This window comes from Shewanella sp. MM_2022_3, from assembly GCF_022557375.1.
GTDB classification, from domain to species: Bacteria; Pseudomonadota; Gammaproteobacteria; order Enterobacterales; family Shewanellaceae; genus Shewanella; species Shewanella xiamenensis.
This window is the reverse complement of record NZ_JAKZGV010000003.1, coordinates 182,843-196,015: the sequence shown is the minus strand read 5'-3', so window position 1 is coordinate 196,015 and position 13,173 is coordinate 182,843. Positions and strand designations below refer to the sequence as shown.

Below are 13,173 nucleotides of genomic sequence, written 5' to 3'. Positions count from 1 at the left end.
TTAACAATAGGGTGATGGTTAATGAATATATTGATGAGCTTAGTAGGGGTGGTCGTCCTACTTGCGATAGGTTTCCTCCTATCGAATAACAAAAAAGCAATTAACTTGCGTACTGTGGGTGGGGCATTAGCCATCCAAGCTGCCTTCGGTGGTTTTGTACTGTACGTTCCTGTCGGTAAAGATATCCTGAAAGGTGTATCTGACGCCGTATCTAGCGTTATCGGTTATGCACAAAACGGTATCGGTTTCCTGTTCGGTGATTTAGCTAACTTCAAACTTGGCTTTATCTTCGCGGTAAACGTGTTGCCAGTTATTGTGTTCTTCTCTTCTCTAATCGCCGTTCTGTACTATTTAGGCGTAATGCAGTGGATCATCCGTATCATCGGTGGTGGTCTGCAAAAAGCATTAGGCACAAGCCGTACTGAATCTATGTCTGCGACTGCTAACATCTTCGTTGGTCAAACTGAAGCGCCGTTAGTTGTTCGTCCATTCATTCCTACTATGACTCAATCAGAACTGTTTGCGATCATGGTGGGTGGTTTAGCTTCTATCGCAGGTTCAGTATTGGCTGGTTACGCGCAAATGGGCGTGCCTATTGAGTACTTAGTTGCTGCGTCATTCATGGCGGCACCAGGTGGTCTATTAATGGCTAAACTGATGCACCCAGAAACTGAAGTTGCTAAAAACGACATGGATGAATTACCAGAAGATCCTGATAAGCCAGCTAACGTATTAGACGCTGCTGCTGCGGGTGCTTCATCTGGTATGCATTTAGCGCTGAACGTAGGTGCAATGCTGTTAGCCTTCGTTGGCTTGATCGCTATGATCAACGGCATCATCGGTGGTGTAGGTGGTTGGTTTGGTGTTGAAGGTTTAACACTGGAACTGATCCTTGGCTATGTGTTCATGCCTTTAGCATTCCTTATCGGTGTGCCTTGGAATGAAGCATTAGTTGCTGGTTCTTTCATTGGTCAAAAGATCATTGTTAACGAATTCGTAGCTTACCTGAACTTTGCTCCATACTTAAAAGACATCGCTGATGGCGGTATGGTTGTGGCTGAAACTGGTTTAGCTATGACCGACAGAACCAAAGCGATTGTTTCGTTTGCACTGTGTGGTTTTGCGAACTTGTCTTCTATCGCGATTCTGTTGGGTGGTTTAGGTGCTATGGCTCCTAACCGTCGTCACGATTTAGCTAAAATGGGTATTCGTGCGGTTATCGCAGGCTCGTTAGCTAACTTAATGAGTGCAACAATTGCGGGTCTGTTCTTAGCTATCTAAGCACAGAAACGTTGGGGAGAGATTCCCCACTAACTAGGTCCTGACCATGCAGGGCAGGACCTAAGTTAATTCAACCATTTTCCAGTAGTGATTCCTGTAGTGAATAGTTTCTCCGATTGTATAGGTCAGATTACAACTAAACTTTAGCTGTGATGCTGTCTTACGGTCGTGACGTACGGTTAAGTTAATTAGTCGTAAACAATAAGTCGCGACTTTGTTCACAATTAAGAATTTTGTGTTCGTGATTTTACGCAAGATTATTGAGATTTTTTTTAATCGAGGTAAAATGCGAGCGCCACAAAAAGAACGCTACCCTAGACGGTAGCAACCAAAATAATGGGGTTGATGATGAAAAACGTTAAAACTTTAGCTTTAGCCGCTACAGCAGTAGCAGCAATCTCTGGCAACGCATTTGCTGCAGACCGTACTGACCTTCACGGTTCTGACTACAAGTGGATGCAGTTCAACGCTATGTACTCTATCGGCGAAAAGCCTGATAACCCAGCTACTGGCGACCAACACAACTACTTAGAAATGGAGTTCGGCGGCCGTTCTGGTGTATTCGATCTCTATGGTTATGTTGACGTATTCAACTTAGCAAACCAATCAAGCAGCAACGGTGACAAGAACCCAGGTTCTGGCACTAGCAAACTGTTCATGAAATTTGCTCCACGTGTTTCTATCGATGCATTAACGGGTAAAGATTTATCTTTCGGCCCAGTACAAGAAGTTTACTTCTCTACTCTGTTCAACTGGGATGGTCTGAACGGTGAAGGCGTTAACTCTACTTTCTGGGGTGTTGGTGCTGACGTAAACGTGCCTTGGTTAGGCAAAACAGGTATGAACCTGTACGGTTTCTACGACATGAACGCTAAAGAGTGGAACGGTTACCAATTCTCTGCTAACTGGTTCAAGCCTTTCTACTTTTTCGACAACAAGAGCTTCCTGTCATTCCAAGGTTATATCGATTACCAATTTGGTGCTGACGAAGACAAGACTGCTTTCGTACCAAAAACCTCTAACGGTGGTAACATCTTCTTCGGTCTATACTGGCACTCAGATCGTTACGCTCTGGGCTATGGCCTGAAAGGCTTCAAAGACGTTTACCTGTTAGAAGACGGTGCTGGTGCACTGGCTCTAGAATCAACAGGTTGGTCACACTACCTGTCTGCTACTTACAAGTTTTAATTTCTTGTAAGAGCCGTTGGAGCCGCGATGGCGGCTCCATCTTTTATGTGTCATGAATCTTTATCTAAACCCATTTATAATTTGAGCAGTGCGTTTATATAAAGGTTTGTGTTTTTCTCGCGCTAAAACGGATTTTTCGCGGAAAAGTAGGAACAAGACATTATTCGTATCCTCTCTTCCGGTCTTCAAGGATTCAAGTCGTGATCACTTATAGTCAATTTAAGTGTCAGGATGCCTAGTGATGTATAGGCAAGATTGAATACCTAATAAATATGTAATTTGCCCTACACAAGTTACTCGGCATCGCCTGAAGGCCCGGCCATATAAAAATAATCAAAATAATGCCACCTCTAAGCGTTGCTTATAAGCGACTGATTTCTGTTTATTTGTTTTTTCTTTTGGAGAGCTATTATGACTGATTTAAAAAAAGCAGCACAACGCGCCATCGAACTTATGGATTTAACCACCTTAAATGATGACGATACCGATCAGAAGGTGATCGACCTGTGTCACAAAGCGGTAACGCCAGCGGGTAATACTGCTGCCATCTGTATCTATCCTCGCTTCATTCCTATCGCACGTAAGACCCTCGATGAATTGGGCGCCGAAGACATTCAAATCGCGACAGTAACCAACTTCCCACACGGTAACGACGATATCGCAATTGCGGTATTAGAAACCCGTGCAGCGGTTGCCTATGGCGCCGATGAAGTGGACGTGGTATTTCCATACCGCGCGCTGATGGAAGGCAACGAAACAGTCGGCTATGAGTTAGTCAAAGCCTGTAAAGAAGCCTGTGGCGAAGTATTGTTGAAAGTAATTATTGAATCGGGTGTATTAGCCGATCCTGCACTTATTCGCCGCGCCTCTGAACTGTCTATCGATGCCGGAGCTGATTTTATTAAGACTTCTACCGGTAAAGTGCCAGTCAACGCGACCCTTGAAGCGGCTGAAATCATGCTGACCGTGATCAATGAGAAGAACACCAAAGTAGGCTTTAAGCCTGCTGGCGGCGTACGTGATGCTGCTCAAGCAGCAGAGTTTTTAGGTGTGGCTGAGCGTATTCTCGGTGCGGATTGGGTTTCTCCACGTACCTTTAGATTTGGTGCTTCAAGCTTACTCAACAGCTTGTTACACACATTAGAATTAGCCGATGCGCCTAAGCCGACTCAAGGCTATTAATCGAACATTGCATCTCGATTAATACCAAAATCGTATATCGAAACTAATTAAGTGTGACCTAAATCTAGTTGGAAACATCAAAACTTCGATAGCATGCAATTGTAATATTGCTACAGTTTTGATGTTTCATTGCAAAGCTAAATAACGGATATGTTGTATTAGTATTTAGCTTGGAGGCAGTATCATGTTTCTAGCTCAAGAAATTATACGTAAGAAACGCAATGGGTTAGCCTTAAGTGCCGAAGAGATCCAGTTCTTCGTTAAGGGCATAACCACTAATGCAGTGTCGGAAGGTCAGATCGCCGCATTAGGCATGGCTGTGTATTTTAATGACATGAATATGGATGAAAGAATCGCTTTGACTACGGCAATGCGCGATTCTGGCACTGTACTCAATTGGCAATCACTTGGTCTTAATGGCCCAGTCATCGATAAACACAGCACGGGTGGTGTCGGTGATGTGATTAGTCTTATGCTCGGCCCTATGGCCGCTGCCTGCGGTGGTTATGTGCCGATGATTTCGGGTCGCGGACTCGGACATACAGGCGGTACGCTCGATAAGTTCGACGCTATTCCCGGTTATCAAACCGAACCTTCGAGTGAATTGTTCCGCAAAGTGGTTAAAGACGTTGGTGTGGCGATTATTGGCCAAACTGGCGATCTGGTCCCCGCCGATAAACGTTTCTACTCCATCCGTGACAACACTGCGACCGTCGAATCCATCTCCCTCATTACCGCCTCTATTCTCTCTAAGAAATTAGCTTGTAGTCTCGATGCATTGGCGATGGACGTTAAAGTCGGTAGCGGCGCATTTATGCCAACTTACGAAGCCTCTGAAGAGCTTGCTCGCAGCATTGCGGCGGTAGCCAATGGCGCAGGTACTAAAACGACGGCCTTACTCACCGACATGAACCAAGTATTAGCCTCATGTGCGGGTAATGCGGTTGAAGTGAAAGAAGCCATCGACTTCTTAACCGGTGCTTACCGTAATCCTCGTCTGTACGCTGTGACTATGGGTCTTTGCGCCGAGATGTTACTCCTTGGTGGCCTCGCGACCGATGAAGCGGATGCCCGTGCCAAGTTAAACCGTGTACTCGATAATGGCCGTGCTGCCGAGATCTTTGGCAAGATGGTTTCAGGCCTCGGTGGCCCCGTCGATTTTGTCGAAAACTACAGTAAGTACTTACCGCAATCGCAAATTATTCGCCCTGTCTTTGCGGATACCCACGGTTATGCCTACAGCATGGATACCCGCGAACTCGGTTTAGCCGTGGTTACCTTAGGTGGTGGTCGTCGCAAACCTGGTGATGCACTCGACTACAGTGTTGGTTTGACGCAAGTCTGTGCCCTTGGCGATAAAATTGATGCTTCTACGCCGATTGCTGTGATCCACGCGCAATCTGAAGAAGCCTTTGCGCAGGCAGAAGAAGCGGTGAAAAAAGCGATTCATATCGATGAAGTCGCTCCAGAAAAAACACCTGAGATCTATGCTTATATTCGAGCTTCGGATCTTTAAGGAAGAATTATGAAACGTACAGTTATAATGATGTTGGATTCCTTTGGCGTGGGCGCTGCTGGTGACGCCGCCAAGTTTGGGGATCTAGGTTCTGACACATTTGGCCATATCGCCAAAGCTTGCGCCGAAGGTAAAGCGGATACTGGTCGTAAAGGCCCATTAGCTCTGCCAAACTTGGCTCGTTTAGGGTTAGCCCATGCCGCGATGGAGAGTACTGGGGCGTTTGCACCAGGCTTTGCGGACAATGTTGAGCTGATTGGTGCCTATGGCCACGCTCAGGAATTAAGTTCGGGTAAAGATACCCCGAGCGGTCACTGGGAAATGGCGGGAGTACCCGTATTATTCGAATGGGGCTATTTTAGCGAGCACCAAAACTCATTCCCTAAAGAGCTGACCGATAAGATTTTGGCCCGTGCGGGACTCGATGGCTTTTTAGGTAACTGCCATGCTTCTGGTACTACTATTCTGGAAGAATTAGGCGAAGAGCACATGCGTTCTGGCAAGCCGATTTTTTACACCTCAGCGGATTCGGTATTCCAGATTGCCTGTCATGAAGGCACATTTGGTTTAGAGAACTTATATCGTCTTTGTGAAATCGCCCGTGAAGAGTTAGAGCCTTATAACATTGGCCGCGTGATTGCGCGTCCATTCGATGGCACTGGCCCAAGCGACTTTGCTCGTACTGGTAACCGTAAGGATTACTCCCTCGAGCCGCCAGCGAAGACAGTATTAGATAAGTTAAAAGCCGCCGGAGGTGAAGTGGTGAGTGTGGGCAAGATTGCCGATATTTACGCTTACTGTGGCATCACCAAAAAGGTCAAGGCAAACGGTTTAGAAGCACTATTTGATGCGACGTTAGCAGAAGTGGAATCAGCGGGTGAAAATACTATTGTATTCACTAACTTTGTTGATTTTGACTCCCACTATGGTCACCGCCGTGATGTAGCAGGTTATGCGAAAGGGCTGGAGTATTTCGACTCGCGTTTACCTGAAATGCTCGCGCTGCTGGATGAGGACGATCTGTTAATCCTCACCGCTGACCATGGTTGCGACCCAACGTGGCAAGGTACTGACCATACCCGTGAATATGTGCCTGTATTGGCCTATGGCGCAGGGCTGAAAGCTGGTTCACTCGGTCGCCGTAACAGCTTCGCCGATATCGGCCAATCTATCGCGAGCTACTTCAAGCTTGAGCCGATGGAGTACGGTGAGTCGTTTATCTAAGTAAACGCGCAAAATCTCGATTTGGCGGCCAGCATTGGGCCGCCAGTAAACAAAGACTTAAGTCTTAATAAAATAAACAGGGGTTATTTCGATGGCAACACCACACATTAATGCTGTAGAGGGCGCATTCGCTGAGACAGTTCTGTTTCCAGGCGATCCATTACGTGCAAAATATATCGCTGAAACATTCTTAGAAAATGTTGAGCAAGTGACTGACGTTCGAAACATGCTAGGTTTTACTGGTACTTACAAAGGTAAACGTATTTCTGTTATGGGTTCAGGCATGGGTATTCCTTCATGCTCAATCTATGCAACCGAATTAATTAAAGACTACGGCGTTAAGAACCTGATCCGCGTGGGTACTTGTGGCGCGATCAGCACTGACGTTAAAGTGCGCGATGTGATCATCGGCATGGGTGCTTGTACCGATTCGCAAGTTAACCGTTTACGTTTCAAAGGCCAAGATTTCGCAGCTATCGCGAACTACGAGCTGATGAATGCCGTGATCGAGTCTGCCAAAGTTAAAGGTACTAAGATCCGTGTTGGTAACGTTTTCTCTGCCGATCTGTTCTACACTCCTGATCCACAAATGTTTGACGTGATGGAAAAAATGGGCGTGTTAGGCGTAGAGATGGAAGCCGCTGGTTTATACGGTGTTGCCCATGAATTCGGTGCCCGTGCATTGTGTGTGGTAACGGTATCTGACCATATCCGTACTGGCGAAAAAACCACTTCTGAAGAGCGTCAAACCACGTTCAACGATATGATCGTGATGACATTAGACGCTGCAATTACGCTGTAATGTGTCGCTAATGCAGTCATAAGACAAGGGTTCGCATTGCGAACCCTTTTTATTACCCTGTCGTCTTTTAGATTAGCCTGCTAAACCGTCCTGCCAAATGTTCGATGGATAAAATCCTGTAATGCGGCGCAGACCAAAGAAGCCTCAGTTTGGCCTGAGACACTTCAGTTAACCCGTTGAGTCTGTGTCTAAATCGCTCGGTTGAACAGGGACTTTCTCAGCGGAGGATTTCGAGGTATTGGTCTTCACGCGGCGGACCGATTTAACCTTAGGTTTATTCGGGGTGAATACTGAGGTTTGTGGCTCTGTGGCCGACGCAACAGTTTGCGTCGACTGCGTTTTAGACTGATGCATAGTGTTGGATGATGAATCATCCTTTGCTCCTATCTCAGGTGCTGTTTCTGGTTTCAACTCAGTTTTCAGATCAGACACTTGCTCTGGCATTTGCTCAGACTCAGTTTTTGTTTCTGTAATGGCTTTGGCCTTCTTCACTTTAGGCTGAATACTGGCTTGATTACTGTTTTCATCCGGCACTTTAGCGTTTTCTGTGATTTTTCCTAAAGGCAAAGTATCTGTAGTTTGTTTATTTTCTTCGGTTTCTTTATTTTCTGTCGGCTTTTGAGCGGCCTCTGTATCACTCGCGATGACTTCATCCAACTGCTCATCTTGATGGCCCGCAGGCTTCGATTCCTCAGCCGCTTCAGGGGTTTTTATGGCTTTATTCTTTTTAGGGTTTTTACGCAATTTGGCGCGGGTGCGGCGACGGTCAAAATCGGCGCGTTTAAAAGATAAAGCGCGGGATAACAACATGCCTATTAGGCCAGCAACCAGCAGCATTATTTGTTGCTGCTCCATATTCAGGTTATGCGCTTCTTTGATTTCATTAAAAAATAGTTTGGTATCGAGCCTAACCTCGACATAACCTAAATTCTTGCCATCCTGAGTCACGGGTTCAACATAGGGCGGATATTTGCTCAGTAGCAGACTCATTTCTTCTGATTCGGGATCTAAGGCATCTTTAGTCAGGCTTTGAGCAAAGGCTAAGCGTATTCCTTGATCGCTAAATATTGCAGCCGACATCACCTTAGGATCTTCAACTAGGGCGCTGGCGAGCCACTGGAGTTGCTCATCATTTTGTAATTGTAGGGCGGGCGCCGCGCTATAGGCCGTTTGCTGCACTAGTAATCTGGCCATCTTTTGCGTTTGGGACTTTAGAAGCAGCTGACCTTGTAGTAGGCTTGTTTGCCACAATTGCACTAAGCCGACCATCAAGGTCAAGGCGATGGCGATTTGGAGCAGTCTACTGATTTTATGGCTTTTCTTTAGCCCTTTAAGATATAACACTTTGACCCTTAATAATGAGAGCGCTTGCCTAATCATAATTGATTCTGCGTGAGCCCGATAGTTGGAGAACACGAGTCCTATGGAAAGCTTGAACCAAAATCCGCTGTTTGTATGGTTAGCAGCTAACCCTTTACCTCGTTTTGAATATCAGGGGCTCAGTTTCGAGGCTTATCAGGAATCGTCTACGCGGTCATCCCAAAGCAGATTTGCTATGCGTCTGATTTACGAAGATTTAAGTCTTGAGGACTCTCTTGCGACTTGGATTGTTTCTCTGGCTGAAAGTCTCAAATTAACCACGCTCTCCATCGCACCTATTCGTCGTCAAGTGGCACTGCATTGCGTCGAATTAGCGCTTCCTGTAGAGCCCAGTGCTGAATTGTTAGCAACCTGTCCATCTCAGGTCGAGTTACATTTAATTCACGGCCCATTACCTAAACTGAGCGAGCCCGGTTTACTGGTGATGGACATGGATTCTACCGCGATCCAAATTGAATGTATCGATGAACTTGCCGCGATGGCTGGGGTCGGCGAGCAAGTGGCGGCGATCACTGAGCGCGCGATGCAGGGCGAGTTGGATTTTGAGCAGAGTCTGCGCCAAAGGGTTGCCCAGCTTCAGGGCGCCGATGCCAAGATTATTCAAACCTTGTGTGATACTTTGCCATTGATGCCGGGTCTTGAGGCCATGTTGACCGAGCTTAAGTCGCACCATTGGCGCCTCGTTGTGGCTTCAGGAGGCTTCACGCCGTTTGTTGGTCACTTAAAACAGCTGCTGAATTTAGATGCGGCCTTTGCCAATGAATTAGTCATAACGGACGGTAAGCTGGCGGGAGCCGTCACCGGAAAAGTCGTCGATGCCCAGTTTAAGGCCGATGTGGTTAACCGTTGTAGCCAAGAATGGCAAATCCCAGTGGGGCAACGTGTGGCGATAGGTGATGGTGCTAACGATATTCCTATGGTGCAGGCGGCTGACTTTGGGATTGCCTTCCATGCCAAACCCAAACTTGCCGCCGCAGCAGATGCTCGGATCCGTAGTTTGGACCTTAGAGTATTGCCTTATCTGTTGCAGTTTTAATAAGTGACTCAGTCGACTATGTGGTGACATTAGAGTAATGACTCTTGTTTTTTGAGGCTTAACTGGTAGTTTAGTGTTCATTAATGGACTACCAGTGACTGACTTTGACTTCAACTCCAGATGAGCATTCTGCTCAAACACTTTCACAAACCTCCCTCTATCTTCCTTATCGGGATGGACAGTTACACCTGCGCCAGTTGTTGCCTATTACTGCTGATTTTTCTAAACCGCCGATCCTGATGTTGCATGGCGCTATGTCAAATGGCCGAGTTTTTTACAGCCAGAGCGGTCGTGGTTTGGGATGTTTTCTTGCTAAGGCGGGTTTTGTGGTTTATGTGCTCGATACCGCTGGACGAGGATTAAGTTTACCAAAAATCAGTCGAGATTTTACCTTAGGACAAGGTGAGGTGATCCGTGAGCAATTGCCATTAGTACAGCAGTCTATTTTGAATATTCATAATCAGGCCTGTCAGGAACAGGGGAAAATATCCCCCTCACGTGTGCATTGGTGCGCCCATTCCTGGGGCGGAGTGTTGATGGCGAGCGCCTTAGCGCGTTACCCTGAACTGCAGCAAAGTGTGCGTTCACTACTCACCTTCGGCAGTAAACGCACTATTTGCGTCAAATCTTTCAAAAAATGGTTGATGGTCGATGTGTTTTGGAATCGCCTTGCCCCAAGTTTAGCGGTTGGGCAGGGATATCTCGCCGCCGATAAACTGCGTGTCGGTATGGATAACGAGAGCCGGGCGTCATTGAATCAAAGTATCGATTGGGTGCGAGGTGAGTGGCGCGATCACGATGACGGTTTTGATTATGCCAAGGCGGCGAAGGTAGCCAACTGGCCCGTCGCTTGGTTTATAGCGGGGCAAAACGATACTGTGCTTGGGCATCCTGAAGATGTCGCCGATATGGTCTCTGAGTGTGGCTTTCGCCAAGTGAAATTCACTTTGCTCTCAAAGGCGAATGGCTTTAAACACGACTATGGCCATGCGGATATGCTGACTCATCTGGATGCGATGAGTGACCATTTTCCGCTGATCCGCGATTGGTATTTAGGCTTTGAACTCGCGGTATTAAAAGACGAGGAATAAGTTAGGCCTGTTTATGTAACACTGGGTATCTTAATTCCACTTCTTGGGTGATATCCAGCAATTCACCTACACCGATAATGCGCCAGAGCTGATCTTCAAGTTGTTTTGCCCTGTGATTTGCATGGATATTGATATATTCCAATTCGCGGCGCAAATACCCCATATCCGGTTTTTCGGTGGCACCTCGATAAATTCGCAGTGCCATAAAGCGTCCAGCCAATTTACTTTGGGTGATAAATGCGACTTTAGCTTGAGCATCACCGACTTCAATCGAGGGTATACATTTTAAATGGAATCGGCCGCGGGACTGACGCGTCAGTTGAATAAAAACTTCAATAAAATCCATATCCTGCTGGGGTTTCATTTGGCGGATGGGGTCGAGAATATCCCGTTTAAAAAAGCCATCCTTGAGCAGCGGAGCGAGGTTATATTGCAACGTATCTGAAGAACCTGCGGCAAAAATATCACTAATTTCATCATGTTCAGTACTGACGCCTAAGCAAGCAACTTGTGCTGATTTAGTCGTTTTTTCAACAAAGTAGGGCACAGAATGGAGTTCGCGTAATAGGATATTTTTAAGTCCATCAGCAAGCTCGTTTGCTTCACTATTATTTTCAGTGAGTTGTTCTAGCTTTTCTTTATTGTGGGCGATTAATTTGTTTAAAAACTCGACACCGACATGGGGCGTATGGCCCATGACAGCGGCTAAATGTAATGTGACGCCATTCTTACGGGTTCGAACTAAGCGGTAGGGTAAATTCTCGAGTTGAGTTTTGCCGGCAATGGTTTGCAGTTTAGGTAAACTGATCATTAAGGGTTTATTGGTTACAAACGTCGTGGGATTGTCGAGCGTGAGCTGCATGCCACGACCTGAGATATCTAAGGTGATTCCTGTTGCTTTTAGGCCACCCTGCGAGACATTGACTAAGGTTTTAAAGGCGAAGCGTGCTTCCTGCCGCCGCTCACTAAATTGCATTGCAATCGGTTTGATTTGGTGGGTGCTGAGCCGTTGCTGGCCGAAAGCTTTTAGGGCATTGGCATTGCTATCATCCTGCCAAGCTTTATAGGTCGCTCTTTCATCCTCGTTGGTCAGATCGATAAGTTGCAGCATATGGCTGAACTGGGCTAATTGTTGCTCCACCAGCGGGCTGTATTTAGCATCATCTCCCGGCAAGGTCGCACGGCGATAGCCTTTAGCATGGTAAATTTTATCAGGAACCAGTTTAAAAATACGCCAGCTTGGTTTGGTTGAAGCAAAACCTAAAAACAATGATACCAAGCCTTTAGCTTTTAATTCGGCTAAGGTCGCCGAATAAAAATACAAGCAGCCTTGGGCGTTGTAGGTAAACGTAAAAAATAACCCGTAGTCAGGATTTTCGGGATAGCTAAGTAGCGCAGAAAGCCGTGCTGATGTCAGCATTGCTGGTAACTGGCTGATATCGTTCTCATCTTGAAAATAATGCACTATCTGCTGATTATCTCGACTCAGCAGCATATGGCTAATTGATTGGGTTTGTTGATTCAAAAATAACGGTAAATGTGGCAAATGCGGCAGATAATGACGCTCGAATCCAAGGCCGGATGCGGTTACTAATACGTCATTAACATCGAGTTTATAACGGAGTTTATAGCCTCGAATCAAATTGCCCAGCATTTCGCCTAGCGCATCAGTGCCACCAATACGCTTCAATCTTAACCAAATAAATTCACCATTAGTTTGGCTATCAACAATGTGGTAATCGACTCCAAGTTGTAGATCGGGGTAATAATATTCTTCACTTAGCTCGAGAAGCTTTACCTTTAGCGGTTTATCGAGGTCAAAAGGATGATTTGCCGCCGCGCGAATGCGCGCACCACCAATGGATAAATCAACGGTGATCCCCGGCATTTCAGGTCTGCCTGGTTGGGAAACGGCAATGCGGATACTGTAATTCATTCGCTCTTCAGTGCGATTAAAATAACTGCCGAGCACAACGCCTGGCACCATAAAGGGTTCGAGTTCGGCGGTATCGCTTTGTTGTGTCACCTGGCGTAATTTTTGTCGCCGAAGTTGATGGGCGGCGATGACGTATTCATATACGCCTAAAGTGTATTTGTTACGGTATAAGGACATGGCCTCTTGCAGGCTATGTTTAGCTGGCTCGTCGAGAAAATGGCGCTGCTGACCCAGCATGACTTCACTACAGGGCAACTCTGACTTATCCCTAAGGTCAATAATCCGCGTGCAGGGCGAGGCTAAACGATTCAACTCCATTTTTAATAAAAAACGGGTGGAATTGTTTTCATCGACAGTCAGCTGCTGGAAAATCTCCTGGAAGTTAGGTTCCATGAGCAGCGGCTTGAGTTGTTCTATGAGTGCACTATGGTTATCTAAACTCATGTAGTGGTCTTTTCTAATGCTGATTTTTTGCGTGCTGTGTTAGTCTAATGTCGGCAGTATTCACAGTTACTTAAATTGATTTTATACAGATTT

10 protein-coding genes are annotated in these 13,173 nt (G+C 46.3%); 8 read left to right on the top strand and 2 right to left on the bottom strand.

Annotation, left to right across the window (positions count from 1 at the left end; genetic code table 11):
• Positions 1–21 precede the first annotated feature (21 nt).
• From MMG82_RS03280 to deoD, 6 genes are all read left to right on the top strand, one after another.
• Positions 22–1,281: a NupC/NupG family nucleoside CNT transporter gene (locus tag MMG82_RS03280; protein ID WP_037415347.1), complete on the top strand. Its 1,260-nt coding sequence runs from the start codon at positions 22–24 to the stop codon at positions 1,279–1,281.
• Positions 1,282–1,629: 348 nt separating this feature from the next.
• Entirely contained in the window at positions 1,630–2,469 is an 840-nt protein-coding gene (locus MMG82_RS03275) for an outer membrane protein OmpK (protein ID WP_037415346.1), read from the top strand.
• A gap of 411 nt (positions 2,470–2,880) precedes the next feature.
• A complete protein-coding gene (gene deoC, locus MMG82_RS03270) occupies positions 2,881–3,651 on the top strand; it encodes a deoxyribose-phosphate aldolase (RefSeq protein WP_047535365.1) in 771 nt (256 codons plus the stop codon).
• A gap of 184 nt (positions 3,652–3,835) precedes the next feature.
• Positions 3,836–5,167 carry a thymidine phosphorylase gene (deoA, locus tag MMG82_RS03265; RefSeq protein WP_241406464.1) on the top strand — a complete coding sequence of 444 codons (1,332 nt, stop codon included), beginning with the start codon at positions 3,836–3,838 and terminating at the stop codon, positions 5,165–5,167.
• Between the two features lie 9 nt (positions 5,168–5,176).
• On the top strand, positions 5,177–6,391 hold the full coding sequence (locus MMG82_RS03260; RefSeq protein WP_047535370.1) for a phosphopentomutase: 1,215 nt from the start codon (positions 5,177–5,179) through the stop codon (positions 6,389–6,391).
• A gap of 91 nt (positions 6,392–6,482) precedes the next feature.
• The gene (gene deoD, locus MMG82_RS03255) at positions 6,483–7,193 is read left to right on the top strand and encodes a purine-nucleoside phosphorylase (RefSeq protein ID WP_011071449.1); all 711 of its coding nucleotides are present in this window, start codon (positions 6,483–6,485) and stop codon (positions 7,191–7,193) included.
• Positions 7,194–7,361: 168 nt separating this feature from the next.
• On the opposite strand, the gene MMG82_RS03250 is transcribed toward deoD, so the two are convergent.
• Positions 7,362–8,573 carry an AhpA/YtjB family protein gene (locus MMG82_RS03250; RefSeq protein WP_047535372.1) on the bottom strand — a complete coding sequence of 404 codons (1,212 nt, stop codon included), beginning with the start codon at positions 8,571–8,573 and terminating at the stop codon, positions 7,362–7,364.
• A 43-nt stretch (positions 8,574–8,616) separates the two neighbouring features.
• Here MMG82_RS03250 and serB point away from each other — a divergent pair, with 43 nt between their 5' ends.
• Positions 8,617–9,609, top strand: a complete 993-nt coding sequence (gene serB / locus MMG82_RS03245) for a phosphoserine phosphatase SerB (RefSeq protein ID WP_047535375.1) — start codon at positions 8,617–8,619, stop codon at positions 9,607–9,609.
• Positions 9,610–9,713: 104 nt separating this feature from the next.
• Positions 9,714–10,700, top strand: coding sequence for an alpha/beta hydrolase (locus MMG82_RS03240; RefSeq protein WP_047535378.1), 987 nt, complete (start codon positions 9,714–9,716; stop codon positions 10,698–10,700).
• 1 nt (position 10,701) lies between these two features.
• On the opposite strand, the gene MMG82_RS03235 is transcribed toward MMG82_RS03240, so the two are convergent.
• Positions 10,702–13,080, bottom strand: a complete 2,379-nt coding sequence (locus tag MMG82_RS03235) for a PilZ domain-containing protein (RefSeq protein WP_047535380.1) — start codon at positions 13,078–13,080, stop codon at positions 10,702–10,704.
• Between the last annotated feature and the right edge of the window lie 93 nt (positions 13,081–13,173).